Origin of the sequence: Providencia lanzhouensis (assembly GCF_050469745.1) — a bacterium.
GTDB lineage: Bacteria > Pseudomonadota > Gammaproteobacteria > Enterobacterales > Enterobacteriaceae > Providencia > Providencia lanzhouensis.
Genome location: NZ_CP174123.1, coordinates 1208865 through 1227127, shown reverse-complemented (window position 1 = coordinate 1227127; position 18263 = coordinate 1208865). Strand labels below are relative to the sequence as shown.

At 43.7% G+C, this 18263-nt stretch carries 15 protein-coding genes, 1 pseudogene and 1 riboswitch; of the genes and pseudogenes, 7 read left to right on the top strand and 9 right to left on the bottom strand.

Annotated features, from left to right (window positions below; genetic code table 11):
- Positions 1-154 precede the first annotated feature (154 nt).
- The 5 genes from cecR (at position 155) to ACIH2S_RS05585 (ending at position 5929) form a co-directional block, all read left to right on the top strand.
- The gene (cecR, locus tag ACIH2S_RS05605) at positions 155-853 is read left to right on the top strand and encodes a transcriptional regulator CecR (RefSeq protein ID WP_036949750.1); all 699 of its coding nucleotides are present in this window, start codon (positions 155-157) and stop codon (positions 851-853) included.
- A gap of 66 nt (positions 854-919) precedes the next feature.
- Entirely contained in the window at positions 920-1912 is a 993-nt protein-coding gene (gene hlyD, locus ACIH2S_RS05600) for a secretion protein HlyD (RefSeq protein ID WP_108479399.1), read from the top strand.
- Positions 1913-1920: 8 nt separating this feature from the next.
- Positions 1921-3678 carry an ATP-binding cassette domain-containing protein gene (locus tag ACIH2S_RS05595; protein WP_108479398.1) on the top strand — a complete coding sequence of 586 codons (1758 nt, stop codon included), beginning with the start codon at positions 1921-1923 and terminating at the stop codon, positions 3676-3678.
- Complete coding sequence (locus ACIH2S_RS05590; protein WP_108479397.1) at positions 3675-4814, top strand: ABC transporter permease; 1140 nt, start codon at positions 3675-3677, stop codon at positions 4812-4814. Before ACIH2S_RS05595 ends, ACIH2S_RS05590 begins: the two co-directional genes overlap by 4 nt.
- Before the next feature lie 8 nt (positions 4815-4822).
- Complete coding sequence (locus ACIH2S_RS05585) at positions 4823-5929, top strand: ABC transporter permease (RefSeq protein ID WP_036949756.1); 1107 nt, start codon at positions 4823-4825, stop codon at positions 5927-5929.
- Positions 5930-6010: 81 nt separating this feature from the next.
- Here the strand turns inward: ACIH2S_RS05585 and ACIH2S_RS05580 are convergent, their stop codons facing one another.
- From ACIH2S_RS05580 to moaA, 5 genes are all read right to left on the bottom strand, one after another.
- A complete protein-coding gene (locus tag ACIH2S_RS05580; protein WP_036949765.1) occupies positions 6011-6718 on the bottom strand; it encodes a Bax inhibitor-1/YccA family protein in 708 nt (235 codons plus the stop codon).
- 153 nt (positions 6719-6871) lie between these two features.
- A complete protein-coding gene (gene moaE / locus ACIH2S_RS05575; RefSeq protein WP_036949766.1) occupies positions 6872-7324 on the bottom strand; it encodes a molybdopterin synthase catalytic subunit MoaE in 453 nt (150 codons plus the stop codon).
- Between the two features lie 2 nt (positions 7325-7326).
- The gene (gene moaD, locus ACIH2S_RS05570; RefSeq protein ID WP_036949767.1) at positions 7327-7572 is read right to left on the bottom strand and encodes a molybdopterin synthase sulfur carrier subunit; all 246 of its coding nucleotides are present in this window, start codon (positions 7570-7572) and stop codon (positions 7327-7329) included.
- On the bottom strand, positions 7569-8048 hold the full coding sequence (moaC, locus tag ACIH2S_RS05565) for a cyclic pyranopterin monophosphate synthase MoaC (RefSeq protein ID WP_036949768.1): 480 nt from the start codon (positions 8046-8048) through the stop codon (positions 7569-7571). The genes moaD and moaC overlap by 4 nt, the downstream gene beginning before the upstream one ends.
- 26 nt (positions 8049-8074) lie before the next feature.
- The gene (gene moaA, locus ACIH2S_RS05560) at positions 8075-9055 is read right to left on the bottom strand and encodes a GTP 3',8-cyclase MoaA (RefSeq protein WP_036949769.1); all 981 of its coding nucleotides are present in this window, start codon (positions 9053-9055) and stop codon (positions 8075-8077) included.
- Positions 9045-9180: riboswitch (molybdenum cofactor riboswitch) on the bottom strand. (Overlaps the previous gene by 11 nt.)
- A gap of 732 nt (positions 9181-9912) precedes the next feature.
- On the opposite strand from moaA, the gene ACIH2S_RS05555 reads away from it, so the two are divergent.
- Positions 9913-10821 carry a gluconeogenesis factor YvcK family protein gene (locus ACIH2S_RS05555; protein WP_036949771.1) on the top strand — a complete coding sequence of 303 codons (909 nt, stop codon included), beginning with the start codon at positions 9913-9915 and terminating at the stop codon, positions 10819-10821.
- A 63-nt stretch (positions 10822-10884) separates the two neighbouring features.
- Here ACIH2S_RS05555 and pgtA read toward each other — a convergent pair whose 3' ends face one another.
- Genes pgtA through ACIH2S_RS05540 form a run of 3 tightly spaced genes read right to left on the bottom strand, consistent with a single transcriptional unit; the run spans position 10885 to position 15357 of the window.
- Positions 10885-12132 carry a two-component system response regulator PgtA gene (gene pgtA / locus ACIH2S_RS05550; protein WP_430248229.1) on the bottom strand — a complete coding sequence of 416 codons (1248 nt, stop codon included), beginning with the start codon at positions 12130-12132 and terminating at the stop codon, positions 10885-10887.
- Positions 12125-14131, bottom strand: a complete 2007-nt coding sequence (pgtB, locus tag ACIH2S_RS05545) for a two-component system sensor histidine kinase PgtB (protein ID WP_430248227.1) — start codon at positions 14129-14131, stop codon at positions 12125-12127. The genes pgtA and pgtB overlap by 8 nt, the downstream gene beginning before the upstream one ends.
- The gene (locus tag ACIH2S_RS05540) at positions 14128-15357 is read right to left on the bottom strand and encodes an ABC transporter substrate-binding protein (RefSeq protein ID WP_108479394.1); all 1230 of its coding nucleotides are present in this window, start codon (positions 15355-15357) and stop codon (positions 14128-14130) included. The genes pgtB and ACIH2S_RS05540 overlap by 4 nt, the downstream gene beginning before the upstream one ends.
- A gap of 400 nt (positions 15358-15757) precedes the next feature.
- Between ACIH2S_RS05540 and pgtP the strand changes: the two genes are divergently transcribed.
- On the top strand, positions 15758-17137 hold the full coding sequence (gene pgtP / locus ACIH2S_RS05535) for a phosphoglycerate transporter PgtP (protein WP_036949779.1): 1380 nt from the start codon (positions 15758-15760) through the stop codon (positions 17135-17137).
- A gap of 71 nt (positions 17138-17208) precedes the next feature.
- Here the strand turns inward: pgtP and ACIH2S_RS05530 are convergent.
- Positions 17209-18136 (bottom strand): annotated as a pseudogene (locus ACIH2S_RS05530) (Rpn family recombination-promoting nuclease/putative transposase).
- Between the last annotated feature and the right edge of the window lie 127 nt (positions 18137-18263).

The following is an 18263-nucleotide window of genomic DNA, read 5'->3' as shown; positions in this document are numbered from 1 at the left end:
ATTAATTTAGATTGATGAATAAACTAATACAAAATCTGCTTTATATAGTATATATACGTACACAAAACTAAAGATACATCCGTTTTCATCCTGCACAATGAATAAATGCCAACTAAGAGCATGCTAAAAATTATTTAATTCTGAATCAAAAGGAATGTTTATGAACACAAATTCGTCGCCAACATTACGCGGAGAGAGCGCCAAACTCCAACTTCTTCTCGCCGCTGCCGATGTTTATGGAGAACAAGGTATCGACGGGGCAACCACCCGCCAAATTGCCCAAGCATCTGGGCAAAATATCGCAGCTATTTCCTATTATTTCGGATCTAAAGAAGGGTTATATCTCGCGGTTGCTCAGCAAATTGCCAATAATATCAAAGAGAGTTTCGCTGAAACTATCACTCAAATAGATAACTTTATTAGCCAACCCGCAGAGTCACAAATTCCTGAAGAAGCGCTCGAATTACTGAAAAAAACCATTATTTCGTACAATTTTTTCCAACTTAAAAAAGAAAACTTAAGCTTCTCTCGCATTCTAGCTCGCGAGCAGCTGAACCCAACCGAAGCGTATGGATTGATCCACGAACAAGCGTTAGGACCCATTCACTCACGGCTCAATCGCTTAATTTCTATTTATATCGGCGCCGACCCTAATAATCTAGCGACCTTGATCCACACGCACGCCATTTTAGGTGAAACCCTCTCATTCCGCATTGCGCGAGAAACCTTACTCAGACAAACCGGTTGGAAGCACATCAACGAAAGCGAATTTAAAATTATTAATCAGGTTCTTATTGAGCATATCGACATTTTATTATTGGGGTTACGTCATCGCCAACTAGCAGAAAAGTGATATGATATATGGATTAAATTAAATCATAATCCTGAGTAATGTTTTTATCCGTCACTAAGGTTAGCTATGAACACAAAACGCCGTGCATTGGTTATATTACTGCTTATCATGCTGATTGCCACTATTGCTGGAGGCTATTATTATCAGTCACTTAAGGATAAGACATTCGCCTTATACGGGAATGTGGATGTGCGCACAGTTAACCTTAGTTTTCGAGTCAATGGTAAACTCGCCTCTTTAGATGTTGATGAAGGGGCGAAAGTCACTGCTGGGCAACGACTTGGTAAATTGGATGATGCGCCGTACATCAACGCGTTAAATAAAGCTAAAGGGCTGCGAGATAGCGCTAAAGCACAGTTAGCACTCAAAGAGAAAGGCTACCGGACACAAGAAATTGCTCAAGTCGAATCTGAAGTCGCTCAGCGTCAAGCCGCTTGGCAATATGCGGATAATTTTTACAAACGTCAGCAAGGTTTAGCGGCACAAAAACTGATTTCTGCCAATGACTTAGATAATGCCAAAAACAATCGAAATCAAACGCTTGCCGCATTAAAAGCTTCCCAAGATAAACTCAACCAATATCAGAGCGGATTTCGCCAAGAAGAGATAGCAGCAGCCCGAGGGGAATGGCTACAAGCAGAAGCTGCCGTTGCTCAAGCTGAGCTTGATCTCTCAGACACCCAGCTTATCGCCCCATCTGACGGCACAATCCTGACTCGTGCCATCGAACCTGGCACCATCATTGGTGCAGGTAATACCGTTTTTAGCGTGACATTAACTCACCCTGTTTGGGTGCGAGCCTATGTGAGTGAAGCTCATTTAGGTGATGCGGTTCCTGGTAGTAAAGTCTTACTCTTTACGGATAGCCAGCCCAATACCCCTTACCATGGTACGATTGGTTTTGTCTCCCCTACGGCCGAATTTACCCCAAAAAGTGTACAAACACCGGATTTACGTACCGACTTAGTCTATCGATTACGAATTATTGTCGATGATCCTAACGATAAACTGCGTCAAGGAATGCCTGTCACCGTTGAATTTGCGACACCTCAGCAATAGGGCGCATTATGGCTCAGCAAGATATTCACTCATCGAACAGCGTGATTTCATTAATAAACGTCGAAAAACGCTTTGTTGGGCTAAATAACCCTGCGGTTGAAAGCCTAACTACCGAAATTCACGGCGGCTCCGTGACGGGGTTAGTCGGCCCCGATGGTGCAGGGAAAACGACGCTAATGCGCATGCTGGCAGGGCTACTCAAACCCGATTCAGGGCAAATCCACTTAATGGGATTAGACCCTATTAAAGACAGTATCGAAGTGCGGGCAAACCTCGGTTATATGCCGCAAAAATTCGGTTTATATGAAGATTTAACGGTTCAAGAAAATCTTGATTTATATGCCGACCTGCGCGGCGTTATTGGTGAAGAGCGCCAACAAACTTATAAACAATTACTCGCATTTACTAGCCTAGCCCCATTTACTGCTCGCCTTGCCGGTAAGCTTTCAGGGGGAATGAAACAAAAATTGGGACTCGCCTGCACGCTATTAGGTAAGCCGAAAGTTTTACTGCTGGATGAGCCGGGTGTCGGCGTAGATCCTATTGCTAGGCGAGAACTTTGGCAAATGGTGCACACCCTTGCTGACGATGGTATGTTGATCCTCTGGAGCACATCGTATCTGGATGAAGCAGAGCAGTGCAAAGAGGTGCTACTACTCAATGAAGGCAAACTTCTGTATAGCGGGAAACCCGAGCAACTCACCCAAAAGATGGCGGGACGCTCATTTTTACTCGATGTTCCTCCAACACAAAAACGCACCATTCTACAAAATGCCTTAGTGTTACCCGAAACCACCGATGGCGTGATCCAAGGGCGCTATATTCGCTTAATTTTAAAACCTCATGCATCCCAAGAGAATTTACTTAATGCGTTAAATATGAGAGATCAAACGCTGATTGAAGCCCAGCCACGCTTTGAAGATGCGTTTATCGACCTTTTAGGTGGCGGACCATCCCATCGTTCTGAACTCGCAGCTATCGTGCCACAAATTCCCCCCGCTCCCAATGAAACCGTCATTGAAGCCCGCAACCTGACCAAAAAATTCGGGGATTTTGCCGCGACGGATACCGTTAACTTTCAGGTAAAACGGGGTGAAATTTTTGGATTATTAGGGCCTAACGGCGCAGGCAAATCCACTACCTTTAAGATGATGTGTGGATTAATGAAACCCACGGATGGACAAGCTCTGGTGCTTGGTATGGATTTAAAAACCAGTTCAAACAAAGCCCGTCAGCACCTTGGGTATATGGCACAAAAATTTTCCCTCTACGGCAACCTCAAAGTTGGGCAAAACTTAAAATTTTTCTCCGGTGTATACGGTTTGCATCATAAACAACAAGCCACCAAAATGCAGGAGATGATCAACGCGTTTAATTTTACTCCCATTATCAGCCAGATTACTGACTCACTTCCGCTAGGTTATAAGCAGCGCCTTGCCCTCGCCTGCTCACTGATGCATGAACCGGATATCCTGTTTTTAGATGAACCCACTTCGGGGGTTGACCCGCTAACTCGGCGAGAATTTTGGCTACACATTAATGGTATGGTAGACAAGGGGGTCACCGTCATGGTCACCACCCACTTTATGGATGAAGCGGAATATTGCGATCGTATCGGGTTGGTTTATCACGGAAAAATTATTGCCGCAGGCACTCCAGATGAGCTAAAAAAACAGGTCGCCAGCACAGAAAATCCGAATCCATCCATGGAAGATGCCTTTATTGAATTAATTTTCAACTACGATAAACAGCGGGAGGCACAATGAAGACAACCGCCTCTGGTTTTTCATGGCGCAGGCTGAAAGCCCTCTGTTGGAAGGAAAGTAAGCAGATAGTTCGAGACCCCAGTAGCTCCTTAATAGCCATTGTTATCCCACTGATGCTGCTATTTATTTTCGGTTATGGGATCAATCTAGACTCCAGTAAATTACGAGTGGGTATCCTAATGGATCAACAAAGCCAACCCGCTCGTGAATTAGTCGATACCTTTACCGGCTCTCCCTTTATTGATGCCACCATTAGCGATAATCGCAATTTATTGATTAATAAAATGCAAGCGGGCGAAATTCGCGGCATTGTGGTGATCCCCGTCAATTTTGCAGAGCAACTTTCTCGCCCTGATGGACATGCGGCAATCCAAGTGATCACCGATGGAAGTGAACCCAATACCGCCAATTTTGTGCAAGCCTACACCAAAGGGGTTTGGCATACATGGCTTATCCAACAAGGTGAAAATCAAGGTTATCCCACCGACCCGCTTATCGAACTCAATATACGCTATTGGTTTAACGAAGCGGCACTCAGCCAACATTTTATTATTCCAGGCGCCATTAGCATCATTATGACCGTCGTGGGTGCCATTTTAACTTCACTGGTGATAGCCCGAGAATGGGAACGGGGCACCATGGAAGCACTGCTTTCCACCCAAATCACTCGCACTGAATTACTGCTTTCCAAATTATTGCCCTATCAAATTCTTGGATCGTTCGTCATGGTGCTGTGTATGTTGGTGACGACCTTCGTGCTCGATATTCCTTATCGTGGCTCTTTATTGATTTTATTTGTGATAACCAGCCTCTATTTGGCCACCGCATTAGGAATGGGATTACTGATTTCAACCATTACCCGCAACCAGTTCAATGCGGCGATGGTGGCGCTGAATGCTGCCTTTTTACCTGCCATTATGCTTTCAGGGTTTATTTTTGAAATTGATAGCATGCCAGTATTTATTCAAGTAGTGACTTACTTCATTCCCGCTCGCTACTTTGTCAGCAGCTTACAAACCTTATTTTTAGCGGGAGATATCTATTTGGTGTTACTCACCGATTTCTTATTGCTGATTGCTTCAGCGATATTATTCATTGGCTTAACGGCGCTGAAAACGCGTCGCCGTTTGGATTGAGGTGAACTATGTTTTATCGTCTTTACACCTTAATTATGAAAGAGTTGCAATCACTATTGCAGGAAAAACAGACGCGAATTATTTTAATCATGCCTGTCATTTTCCAAATGATCCTCTTCCCACTGGCGGCGACCTTAGAAGTCACTAACACCACCATTGCCATTTTTGACCAAGATAATGGCGAGCATTCGATTGAACTCACTCAACGCTTAGCAAAAGCCAGTGCATTTTCCCATGTGCTGTTACTGAAAAATGAACCTGAGATTCGAGAAACGCTAGATAACCGTAAAGCCTTGTTAGTCGTCCGTTTTAATCAAAATTTCAGCGCTGATATCGCCAGCCATCATACCGCAAATATGATGTTGCTATTGGATGGACGAAACTCAAATAGCTCCCAAATAGCGGCTAATTACATTGAACAGATAGTCATGCAATATCAGCAGGAGCTCACACAAACCCAAGTACTGCCCAATAACAGTGAACTGATTGTTCGCAACTGGTACAACCCAAACTTAGACTATAAGTGGTTTATTGTGCCATCATTAGTGGCATTGATTACGACGATAGGAGTGCTAATCGTCACCTCGTTGTCTATTGCAAGAGAACGAGAACAAGGAACCCTCGACCAACTATTAGTTTCGCCGCTAACCACATGGCAAATCTTTATTGGCAAAGCGATTCCTGCCTTAGTCGTCGCCACTGCACAAGCAACATTGGTGCTAGTGATTGGGATTTTTTGCTACAAAATCCCGTTCGCGGGTTCACTATTGCTGTTCTATGGCACGATGATTTTTTATGGTTTATCACTCGTGGGATTTGGTCTGCTCATCTCCGCATTGTGCTCAACTCAGCAGCAAGCGTTTATTGGCGTGTTTGTGTTTATGATGCCCGCAGTGTTGCTATCCGGTTATATCTCTCCCGTCGAGAATATGCCCGTTTGGCTACAGGATATTACGTGGGTGAATCCCATCCGCCACTTTACGGATATCACTAAGCAGATTTACCTTAAAGATGCTGATTTTTCCGTGGTATTTCATAGCTTATGGCCTCTTCTGATTATCTTCCTGGTAACCAGCTCTCTGGCTTATTACTTATTTCGCAAAAAAATCGCTTAACTGCCAGATAAGAACCATAAAAAACCCCGCAACAATTAACTTATTGCGGGGTTTCATATTTTCAATCAGCTTGATTAGTAATTAACGGCGGTCACCGAAAATACGCAGTAACATCAGGAACAGGTTGATGAAATCTAAGTACAGAGATAACGCGCCCATAATGGAGTACTTACGCATATTTTCTCTGTCATCTTGGTTGATTTGCTCACCCATCTCTTTGAGTTTTTGAGTGTCATAAGCAGTTAATGCAGCAAACAGTAATACACCACCGTAAGTGATCACCCAGTACATCATAGAGCTTTGCAGCCAGATATTAACCAGAGAAGCGACAACCAGACCAATCAGCGCCATAAACAGGAAGTTACCCATCCCTGTTAAGCTACGCTTAGTCGTGTAACCGTAGAAGCTTAACGCGCCGAACATCACTGCGGTAATGATGAACGTCCCAACAACAGACTCACCAGTATAAACCGCTAAAATAACGGAGATAGTTAAACCAGTCAGTAATGCGTAAAGCATAAACATCCCAGTTGCAATCGCACCGCTCATTTTAGGCAGTAAGAAAGACAGCCCCATCACTAAACCAAGTTCAGCGATGATCATTCCAAAGAATAGAACTTTGTTAGTTGCGATAGTGAAAAACAGACCGCTGCTTAAGGAGTACCAAGCAACAAAAGCTGTCAGTAATAACCCGACGGTCATCCAACCGTAGACTTGCGACATAAATGCCTGAACGCCAGTGCTGGCATTCTGGACAAGAGAATCATTACGTTGATCAAATTGACCCATGATGGTTACCCTTCCATTTTAAGAAAAATCGACCCAGCAAAACCACCAACAGAGTAATCCTTACTGTGATCGGACAAATTTGTTCCAAAGTTTATCACAATATTTTGACATTACCATTCGGCTTATTCGCATTTTCCGCGTAACAGTTTAAGACTACCAACGGTTTGCAGAAGCTTCATCACTCTCTTTGGCTTCCACCCAGCGTTCATTATCAGGGAGAGACTCTTTTTTCCAGAATGGTGCTTTGGTTTTCAGGTAATCCATTATAAATTCAGCCGCTTGGAATGCTGCATTGCGATGTGCGCTGGTCACGCCTACGAATACAATTTCTTCACCGGGTTGTAAGGTACCTATCCGGTGGATCACACTCACGCGTTGCAGTGGCCAGCGCTCGCGAGATTGCATCACAATGTCCGCTAAGGCTTTTTCTGTCATGCCAGGGTAGTGTTCGAGAGTCAATGCCGCTACGCTGTCCCCTAAATTATGATTACGGACTTTACCTGTGAATGTCACTACGGCGCCATCACTGTCACATTCAGCAAGCCACGCATACTGCTCGCCAACACTAAAATTCTCGGTTTGTACCGCAATATGGGTATTGTCCATGGTCATCCCCCTGTAACTGGTGGGAAGAAAGCCACTTCATCGCCCGCATTCAGGGGATGGTCCGCAGAAACAAACGATTGATTAACCGCAGCTAATAATTTGCCATCTTCCAAAGCCAGCGCCCAGCGATCACCTTTTTGAGTTAATGCTTGGCGCAAAGATTCTACGGTTGGGTACTCCGCTGCTAACTCTAAGCGGTCAGTGCCAACTAACTCACGAACTTGAGCAAAAAAGAGGACAGTGATCATGCTTCCACCTTAAAATGACCGGACTTTCCGCCCGTTTTTTCTAATAAACGCACAGGCCCAATAACCATATCTTTTTGTACCGCTTTGCACATGTCGTAGATAGTTAATGCTGCGACAGAAGCCGCCGTTAACGCTTCCATTTCGACACCCGTTTTCCCTGTTAATCGGCAACAAGTTTCGATGCGTACACGGTTATGGGCTTGCTCAGCTTCCAGGGTGACTTCCACTTTGGTCAGTAGCAAAGGATGGCACAGCGGGATCAACTGCCACGTATTTTTTGCCGCTTGGATCCCAGCGATACGTGCCGTCGCAAAGACATCCCCTTTATGGTGACTGCCATCCACAATCATGGCTAAAGTTTCTGGGTTCATCGTCACAAACGCTTCTGCGCGTGCTTCACGGACGGTTTCCGCTTTGGCTGATACATCAACCATGTGCGCCTCGCCCGACGCATTGAGGTGGGTCAGTTGGGACATAATTACTCCTGAAAATCAAAAAGTTATTAACCGCCGATAACGGAAAGATTCGGGGTGATCCCGCTGTCGCCTTGGTGAAGGAAATGGGTTTCTCGCTTAGACATTAAGCCACTCTGGATACGTGCTTTTAGGGCTTCATTCTGGTTTTCATCGCCCAGTAAATCACGCAGTGGAATGCCATTTTCACCAAATAAACACAAATGCAGATTGCCTAAAGAAGAGACCCTGAGACGGTTGCAGCTTTGGCAAAAATCCTTCTCGTACGGCATGATCAGCCCAATTTCCCCTTGGTAATCAGGGTGACTAAAGACTTGGGCGGGACCGTCGCTACGAGAACGTGGCTGCATATACCAGCCTTCTGCGATAAGGCGATCACGAACGGTTTCACCAGACACATGGTAACGTTGGAATAGGCTGCTGCCTTCTCCTGTTTCCATGAGTTCAATAAAACGCAGTTGAATTGGACGGTGTTTGATCCAATTGAGGAAAGATTTGAGGGCGATATCATTGACGTTTTTCATCAAGACCGCATTGACTTTAACTTTTTCGAAGCCAGCATCAAATGCAGCATCAATCCCTTTCATGACTTGGAAAAATTTATCTTGCCCAGTGATCGCCGCAAATTGGCGAGGGTCAAGGCTATCCACACTCACGTTTACTGCATTCAAACCAGCATCTCGCCATGCTTGCACATCACGAGCCATCCGATAACCATTGGTTGTTACGGCGATTTTTTTGATGGAGTTATTTTCTTTGATAGCGGCGATGATATCGGTGAAATCTTTACGCATCGTTGGCTCACCGCCAGTGATACGGACTTTTTCAGTCCCTAACTCAGCAAAAGCGCGGCTCACTCGACGGATTTCATCAAGCGTCAGAAATTCATGGCGACCACTCGGTTTGTAGCCATCAGGCAGGCAATATGTGCAACGAAAGTTGCAAACATCAGTGATAGATAAACGAAGATAGTAAAATTTTCGGTCAAATTGATCGACAAGTTGCTGCATATTCACACCTTTCCAAATACGGGAGATGCAGACATTTCTATCTTGCACCCTGGTGACTCAAGGTCACGGCCAGAGCATCATATTCAGGAGAACTTAGACACAAAGGCTAGGAGTTTTATCTGGAACCCCGTGAGCTGATTAAGCCTAAAGAGTTAAGACACTCATCACTGGGTTCACTTATTTTCTGTAAGGATTTTAGCCCATTGCAAATGAAAAAGCGAATCCAAAAAACGATATATAACTTAATATACAACGACTTACAGAAAACAACCGCTATGCTCAGAAGTCCTTATTATTACGGATAATTTTTTGCTATTTCCATGTGATGATAAACGCCTATCTGTCAATATCTCGTCAAAATGAGGTTAATTCTGTGCGCATTGTTTGTTGTAGATCAGTTTTATCCCGCGTTTTTTGATAGATAACCCTAAGAATCCATAAATATGATGTCTCGAATTACTGAAATGACTACATCACCATCGAATCATTATCGAAATGAATCAAAATGACACCTAGAGGGTAAAATACGCACTTAAATTCCGCGAGTTCAAAAAATATTAATTCCTGTTACCCCGCAATAAACAGCGCTATTTAATCTGATTATAGAAAGCGTTGATAATCTCCCATCTATATCCTTTATTTTCATACCGTTCTAGTTAATTACGCTTAGTTACATAATCAAGAAATTTGTGATACCGATCGAGAATATTCTCTTTTGTTGTTTTTTATCACAGCAAGTAAACTTCAGATGGTGTTTTATGATAGATTAGCGCCAATTTTGTTTTAGCACTGATTCTAGATTGATAATTTAGCTAGATTGACAGTTTAAATAGATTGATTGTTTAAATAGGAACACTATGCCAAACCGTAGTTTGACAAATCTTAATCACGTCGTCGCCCTTGGGGGCGGACATGGACTTGGTCGAGTGATGTCTTCTCTCTCATCTTTAGGCTCCCGTTTAACTGGCATTGTCACCACCACGGATAATGGTGGCTCTACAGGGCGAATTCGTCGCTCTGAAGGAGGAATTGCTTGGGGTGATATGCGTAATTGCTTGAATCAGTTGATTACTGAGCCATCTATTGCCTCTAAGATGTTTGAATATCGATTTGCAGGTACAGGGGAATTATCAGGACATAATCTCGGTAATCTAATGCTGAAATCCCTTGACCATTTAAGTGTTCGCCCACTTGAAGCCATCAATTTAATCCGCAATATGCTGAAAGTGGATGCGCAATTAATCCCGATGTCTGAATCACCGGTAGACCTTATGGCTATTGATGATATGGGAAATGAAGTCTACGGTGAAGTTAACGTGGATGCTTTGCAGGAGTTACCGCAAGAATTGCGTTTATACCCTCCCGTTAAAGCGACCAGCGAAGCCCTTGATGCTATCCATCGAGCTGATTTGATTTTAATCGGCCCCGGAAGTTTTTTTACCAGTTTAATGCCCCTGTTATTACTCGATGATATCGCCTGCGCCCTGAAAGAGAGCCAAGCGCCGATGGTGTACATCGGTAATTTAGGGAAGGAAATTAGCACCTCCGCTGCTAGCCTCACACTCCCTGAAAAACTAGTCATGATGGAGCGTTATATTGGACGAAAAAAAATCGATGCGGTGATTGTAGGGCCACGCACAGATGTCACGACAATCCGCCAAGAACGCAAAGTGACTCAGCGAGTATTAGAGGCTGATGATATTCCTTATCGCCACGATAGAAATTTACTGTTGAAAGCCATCGAAGAGACCATTCCCCTTCTGTAATTCACTGAAATTTTAAGTTGCAGGTCAATCCCTGCAACTTTCTCTCTATTTATCTCCAATAATTTAAGTCCGATAATGGTGCTTGTCTAATCCGTACTTTTTCATCCGTAAATAGAGTTTTTTCCGTGGCATTTGCAGATATTCCGACACATCGTTAATTCGCCCTTGATGAATATTCAGTGCTTCCGTAATAATCTGCCGTTCATAATTTTCAATTTGTTGATCTAATGCCGTTGGCGCTACCGACGTTAATAACGGATTTGCCGTCTCTCCCATTGGCATAATGCCAACCGCGTACAGCTCCGCTGCGTTGGCTAACTCCGTTACATTTCCAGGCCAATGACGACGACTCAGTTTTTTGATAAAAGACTCATCCAGTTCAGGCAATTTCTGATTCAATCGAGTACAAGCCAGCTCTAAATAGTGTTGGAATAAAACCGGAATATCCGCTTTACGCAGGGATAACGGTAAGCAATTCACCTGAGTTAATGAAAAATAATAATAAAGTTCTGCAATAATCTGCTGCTGTTTAGTCAAAGTAAGCAGCGGCTGATCCGAGATCCCAATCAAGCGAAATTCCCGTTGGTCTTGCTGTAAATGCTGAACCAAATAACGCTGTTGGTTCACAGGGAGTAACTCAATATTCTTAATCACCAATGTGCCTGAGCGCGCCTCAGAGACCCATGCTTCAACAGGAACTTCTTGCTCATTTAATAATGTTTTGATCACCAATGGCGCTTGATGCAGTGTACTAATTTGATGCAGATAGCGAGCTAAATAAGTGCGCCCACTCCCTAACTCTCCTTGTAAGAACACAGCGGCAAGAGTTTCCGATAACCCTTGAAGCTGCCCGCGAACTTGTAAAGACCATTCACTGCTCCCTACAAAATTGAGCATCAATTGGTTTTTGCCCCACCGACGCTGCAATACACGCTGTTTCCGTGCCGCCAACGCTTTGGCGACTTGCTCTAAAAGATATTCCGGGTTGATGGGTTTTTGTAGAAAATCCCATGCCCCCATTTTGACTGCTTCCACTGCCATTGGCACATCCCCATGCCCAGTAATCAAAACCACAGGGAGATGTTTGTCTTTAGCGAGAAATAGTGTCATCAGCTCGATGCCCGAACATTCCGGCATACACACATCGCTAAGAACAATGCCGCACCAATCGCGGTGAACTAACTCTTTTGCTGTCAATGGGTTATCACACGCATAAACTCGGTACCCCGCTTGTTCGAGTAGCAGACAATACGCTTCCAATACATCTTTATCATCATCAATCAGCAATATGTCATGGTTGTCATCAAGCATCTTCAAATACCTTTTTAAATTCTAAAATTACACACCCATTTCCACGCAGTGTAGAAGCGATTCTTAACTCACCACCAATTTGCTGCATAATCGATTGGCTAATGGATAACCCAACTCCCAGCCCAATCTCTTTGCTTGTCGTAAAGGGTTTCATTAATGTATCCGCTAAATGCAGTGGCCACCCCGCCCCGTTATCACACAAGGTCAACAGCAACTTATCCGCGGTTTCGCTGTAATCAACGGTGATTTCTGCCTCTGTGGGGCTGGCATCAAGCGCGTTAGAGAGCAAGTTAACCAACACCTGCTGAATACCAATTTCATCCCCCAGCACCTTAGGCAATATATCCGGATAACTTAATATCACTTTGCGGGTTTTATGTTGAAGCTTCAGGACATCCCAAGCGCTTTGAATTGATTGGCGTAAATTCACAGGCTGTAATTGCTCATTATCATCACGCTTACGAGCGAATTGGCGTAATGACCGCACAATGCCATCCATTCGAGCCACAAGTTGTTCTGACTTATTTATCGCCATCAACGACGTGTCATTATCTTGCGCTGGTAACCCTTTTTTCGCCATAAACAGGTGCATCGAGAGAGCATTTAGCGGTTGGTTAATTTCGTGGGCTAAGGTGGTCATCGTCTGCCCCACGACGGCGAGTTTTGCCGTTTGGATCAGCTCGTTTTGCGTGGTTCTTAAGTTTTCTTCTATTGCCTTACGTTCTGCAATTTCTTGTTCTAGTTGAATTTTCTGCTGATTAATTTGAGCAATACTGCGCTGTAACAGTGTGCCAATTCGCCCTAACTCATCACGACCTTCGACAGGAATATGGGTCGTCAAATCCCCAATACTGATCCGAGCCACTGCTTGGTTTAATGCGGTAAAACGTTTGACCAAACGAGGACGAATAAACAGCATATTGAACAGCAATACCAACAGTAATGCCAACCCTGCGGTAATAATAATAATTGTGCCACTCCACGACATAATGTTCGCTAAACGCTGGTTTAGCGTTTGTAGCTGAAAGTGGCTGCTCCCAAGTTGCAAATCAAGCTGAGAGCGAAAATCAGCCAAAATTCGCTCTTTTTCGGTCGTCGCTTCATTTAAGGCTCTTTTCGCCGTTTGATAATTTTGCAGGACTTCAAGCATTTGGTTATCCGAAAGGCCGATATCTAACAACTCATCGATGGTTTGACGCAGCGTCACTGAACTTGGATATAAATTCAACGCCTCTTCATTGGCAGCTAAATTCGTTTTTAAGTACCCTAAATAACGGGCATAGCCGTTAACATCGATGGGCTCATCAAAAGCATCATCCCCTTGAATATCCTTCAAGCGCCCCGTCAAAATATTGGTGATCTGCTCTTCCAAACGCGCCAGTGTATAAATTAACTGCAACTCTCCTTGCACGTTACGTAGCCGACTTTGTAACCCTTTGGCTTGAAGAGGATCTTGCTCAATTTTGTCCAGTAAAGAGCCTTGTTGTAGGCTAATATCTTGCGATAACGAGTTGAGCTCCGTACTAAAATCGTCATGTAACCAGTTGATCCGAGAAGATAATGTATTAATTTTTTCCCGTGCTAAAAACAGGGCATATAGTGCCTTATCCAAGCGCTGTAAAAGATCCTGACTTTGGGTCAAAATGACAGAGATTTGCTGTTGATCCTGCCCATTCAATTGCTGATTAAAAGCGGCTATTTGCGCTAAATGTGCGGTGATCTGATTGCGTAGTTGTAATCTCGTCGCTGTATTTGGCGCTTTTAAAAATTCGTTCAATTCATTGACTAAGGTATTTAGCTGCCCTTCAATCAAAAATGAAGCCTGCATTTTGGGAAAATAGTCTCCAAGTGCGTAGCGGATCTGCTTATTTTGCTCTTGCCATGCATATAAGCTGACGCAACTGACGATCAGTGTCATCAAAGCGCCCGCGATAAAGGCGCCACGTAAAATAGCCGTAATACTGAAGCGCCCCATCAATTTCACTATCGATGTTTTCATTTAATCGCTTCCAATACACTGATGGCTTGACGTTGCTGTTCCTGAAAGAAATGCTGCCAGCGCATATATTCCTCTTCCGCTTTGCGATTATCTTCAAAACGCGAATAATAAGCAGGATCTTCACTTTCTTTCGCACTGACTGGCATCGCCGTCAGTAGCGCTCGAACCTCTGGTAAAGAGTGCTTTAGCTTAGCTTCCGCCATATACACCGCACGCCAAGCATCTTTCGATTCCGTTAAACGAAACGTGATCGCCGCATCAAACAGTTGTTGAACTAATCGCTGGCGCTGTAATACCAACTGGACATCCAGCGGTTTAGGCGAATCTAATAGCTGGCTTTGCTGCGCTTTTCGAGGGTTGTCATCCTCAAGAGGAGTAACTGGGTATTTCCCTGTGCTGCTGTCTGCAAACACTTTTTGCCCTTGTTCACTGAGTAAAAAATCAATCAGCTTTCGCGCATTCTCTGGCGCTAAACTATGGCGAGTGATCGCAATAAACGTCGGCGATGTGGCTGAATCAGGCAGATAGTGAAACTCAAGTTCAGGGTCAGCTAATAGCACATTCGCGTAGTTATCAATAATCGGTGCAGCCCCACCTAGCCCTACTTTGATTTTATCGGCTACCCCAAAACTGCGTGATGATACAGTGGCTAAATTCCCCGACATTCCCAGTAAAATGCGCCATCCATCTTCCCATCCCCGCTGCTGTAATAACGACTCAATCATTAAATGATAGGTATCAGAACGAGATGGACTGCTTATCAGTAACGAGCCTTGATATTGGCTATTTGTCAGGTCATCCCATGTCTTAGGAATGGGTAATTTGTTTTGCTCCATCCACTTTCGGTTGGTCAAAATGCCATATCCAGAAAATGCCACCGCAGCAACGGAACCTTTTAAAGATTCAGGAATTAAGCGCTGGGAATACTCAGGAATATCCGGCAATGCACTCAACCGATTATGCTGCTGCAAATGGTGCATCAGCATCGGCGAGGAGGTCAGAATTAAATCGACATTTTCCAAAGCATCGGTATCTAACAAGCGCTCTAATGAGGCACTGGTTCGATTAATCGTGCGGATGGGTATTGCATCCTCTCGCGCATTCCAATTCGTGACTATCGCTTGTGTCGCTTCGGGTGAGAATGTTGTCGCTATCACCAACTCATCATTTTTCGCATGGCTAATTCCCACGCTGTTTAGCAAGATAATAAAAAAACAGAGCCGCATTATCAGTGGACGAATTGGTGTTATTAGTCTCATAAGCGTAGTCATCCCCTGGGTAGATGTGATTCATATCAAAGAAAGTAACAATAATGTGAGTTTGTCAAAAAGTGCATTTGAGACAAATTTTACCCTTTTCGGATTTATGAGCACACGACAAAACTTACCCGCTTTATTCTCATTGTTACGCGATTAAATCAACCCTTAGTTGCGCGTTTTTTGAAATCCATTCCCGTTAATTTATGAATGGGTCAATTTGACTCGTCACTATACAAAATTGGGTCAATTTTGACCCAAACCCTTCATATTGCGATATTTTTTCAACAAGAACATGATGAGTCTGTCAGAAATAAAACGACAAAAAACATCAGGGAATTTCTTTTTACTCTATTTCACAGGTGAACCTATGCTGTCATTTTTAACGCCAGCCACGGCAAAAAAACAAATTGCACCAGAAAAAGTTCCTGCCGCCTATAAACGCTATCGCGTTCAAGCACTACTCAGCGTGTTCTTAGGTTATTTGGCTTACTATATTGTCCGTAACAACTTCACGCTCTCTACCCCGTATTTGAAAGAAAACTTAGATTTAAGTACCACCCAAATTGGTCTACTAACTAGCTGTATGCTCATTGCTTACGGGATCAGTAAAGGCGTGATGAGTAGCCTTGCCGATAAAGCCAGCCCAAAAGCATTTATGGCATTTGGTTTGATCCTGTGCGCCATTGTCAACTTCGGAATGGGGTTTAGTAACGCATTCTGGTTATTCGTTGGTTTTGTAGTGCTTAATGGTATGTTCCAAGGCATGGGTGTGGGTCCGTCATTTATCACCATTGCAAACTGGTTCCCGCGTCGTGAACGTGGCCGTATCGGTGCATTCTGGAATATTTCTCATAACGTGGGTGGTGGTATTGTTGCCCCAATCGTCGGTGCTGCTTTCGCCGTATTAGGCACTGAGCACTGGCAAAGTGCGAGCTACATGGTTCCCGCTTGTATTGCGATTTTATTTGCAGGAATTGTGTTGGTATTAGGTAAAGGTTCCCCAAAACAAGAGGGTTTACCTGCGCTTGACCAAATGATGCCAGAAGAAAAAGTGATCCTGACTTCAGCGCAAAAAGAACAATCACCGGAGAATATGAGCGCCTTCCAAATTTTCTGTACCTATGTACTGAAAAACAAAAATGCGTGGTATATCTCTTTCGTTGACGTCTTTGTGTATATGGTACGTTTCGGCGTGATCAGCTGGCTACCAATCTACTTGCTGACAGAGAAAAACTTCTCTAAAGATCAGATGAGCGTTGCATTTTTATTCTTCGAATGGGCAGCGATTCCATCCACTTTATTAGCTGGTTGGTTAACGGACAAACTATTTAAAGGTCGTAGAATGCCGTTAGCTATTGTTTGTATGACACTGATTTTCTTCTGCCTCATCGGTTACTGGCAGAGCCAATCATTAGCTGTCGTCACCTTCTTTGCAGCAGTAGTTGGTTGCTTAATCTATGTGCCTCAGTTCTTAGCATCAGTACAAACAATGGAAATCGTGCCAAGCTTCGCAGTTGGTTCAGCCGTCGGCCTACGTGGTTTTATGAGCTATATCCTTGGCGCAACATTAGGTACTAGCTTATTTGGTTTCGTGGTTGACCGTATGGGTTGGCATGCAGGTTTCTATCTGCTCTTAGGGGGGATTGTTTGCTGCATTATCTTCTGTGTGCTGTCCCACTTAGGCGCATTGGAACTTGAGCGTAACCGTCAATCGGTAATAGCAAAAGGTCAGTTAGCTAACGCTTAATCTCGCTAAGAAAATTCGACTAAAAATATGACTGAGTTCAATTTCTCACTGAACTCAGTTTTCTTTATGTATTAATACATTGCTTCGATTTCCGTCGGGGATAAGCCTGTAATTTGACTAATAACATCAATGTTTAAACCTAAACTTAAGCTGGTCAAAACTTGGGCATAAGTGCGTTGTTTGGCCTTCTCCTGCTCTTCTTGTCGAGCTTCTTCTCGCCCTTCATTTCTTAATCGATCAGCAATTGTCATAACGGTCTCCTGATATCCTTCTGTTTTCTCTATTAATGTTTTGACTATCTTCTTGTATGTCGGCGTATCCATCACACTAAACAGATAGTTGATGATTAAAATAACGTCGTCGCGATGGTTTTCGTTCTCATGGATCACCTGCGCTAAGCGTTTTGACAGCACCATAAGGTCATCTTTCAGGGATGAGTGTTTGAGAACTAACTCCAACGCCGCAACTTTTCGGTGATTCACAAGTTCATCATCACTTGCCACTGTTACATCCACTAACGGCAGTGGATTACAATACAAATCATGCGCTAAATCAGACCACTCAAAGCAATCTGTCCATGATTGGGAATAAGGATAAGGGGATTGATTTCCATGATAAAACAAGATGGGAACCACCAGCGGCAAGGTTTTATGTCCTTGTTGTAAGTGTTGATTCATCGCGCAAAATGCATAATGCATCATCCGCCACCCTATCAGCTTATCAGCTTATCAGCTTATCAGGGGAAGATTGGTGCTCAACTAAAAAGTAAAAATACCCTTTACCCATAAGTGTTTGCACGGAGTAGAGCATGTCCGAAAAACCAGAACGCAATGTTTTATCCACAAATGAAGCGCTGGCTAACTTCAAGGTATCAAAATTGCAAAGGTGCTTAATGCGATTAGGAAGATGGACTTCAAAAAAATCCCGCGCATTATCCACTTTGCTCATAAAGCCTTTAAAGGTTGAATCATGAGGAGCTACAATTGATTGGGTCGCCATCTCGGCCTCGTCTTGGTTCATAAGATGACGAGATACTAACCAATATTTTTGCAAGTGTGAGAAAAAGTTAGTCCTAATTACCGCAAATTACTTGACAGGCTAACTTGTTGTTATAAATAACTTTACT

Coding starts and splice junctions, on each gene's coding strand:
- ACIH2S_RS05580 (WP_036949765.1), bottom strand. CDS start 6,718: ATGGGTCAATTTGATCAACGTAATGATTCTCTTGTCCAGAATGCCAGC.
- moaC (WP_036949768.1), bottom strand. CDS start 8,048: ATGTCCCAACTGACCCACCTCAATGCGTCGGGCGAGGCGCACATGGTT.
- moaD (WP_036949767.1), bottom strand. CDS start 7,572: ATGATCACTGTCCTCTTTTTTGCTCAAGTTCGTGAGTTAGTTGGCACT.
- pgtA (WP_430248229.1), bottom strand. CDS start 12,132: ATGCTTGATGACAACCATGACATATTGCTGATTGATGATGATAAAGAT.
- ACIH2S_RS05590 (WP_108479397.1), top strand. CDS start 3,675: ATGAAGACAACCGCCTCTGGTTTTTCATGGCGCAGGCTGAAAGCCCTC.
- cecR (WP_036949750.1), top strand. CDS start 155: ATGTTTATGAACACAAATTCGTCGCCAACATTACGCGGAGAGAGCGCC.
- ACIH2S_RS05585 (WP_036949756.1), top strand. CDS start 4,823: ATGTTTTATCGTCTTTACACCTTAATTATGAAAGAGTTGCAATCACTA.
- moaA (WP_036949769.1), bottom strand. CDS start 9,055: ATGCAGCAACTTGTCGATCAATTTGACCGAAAATTTTACTATCTTCGT.
- pgtB (WP_430248227.1), bottom strand. CDS start 14,131: ATGAAAACATCGATAGTGAAATTGATGGGGCGCTTCAGTATTACGGCT.
- ACIH2S_RS05555 (WP_036949771.1), top strand. CDS start 9,913: ATGCCAAACCGTAGTTTGACAAATCTTAATCACGTCGTCGCCCTTGGG.
- ACIH2S_RS05595 (WP_108479398.1), top strand. CDS start 1,921: ATGGCTCAGCAAGATATTCACTCATCGAACAGCGTGATTTCATTAATA.
- pgtP (WP_036949779.1), top strand. CDS start 15,758: ATGCTGTCATTTTTAACGCCAGCCACGGCAAAAAAACAAATTGCACCA.
- hlyD (WP_108479399.1), top strand. CDS start 920: ATGAACACAAAACGCCGTGCATTGGTTATATTACTGCTTATCATGCTG.
- ACIH2S_RS05540 (WP_108479394.1), bottom strand. CDS start 15,357: ATGCGGCTCTGTTTTTTTATTATCTTGCTAAACAGCGTGGGAATTAGC.
- moaE (WP_036949766.1), bottom strand. CDS start 7,324: ATGGACAATACCCATATTGCGGTACAAACCGAGAATTTTAGTGTTGGC.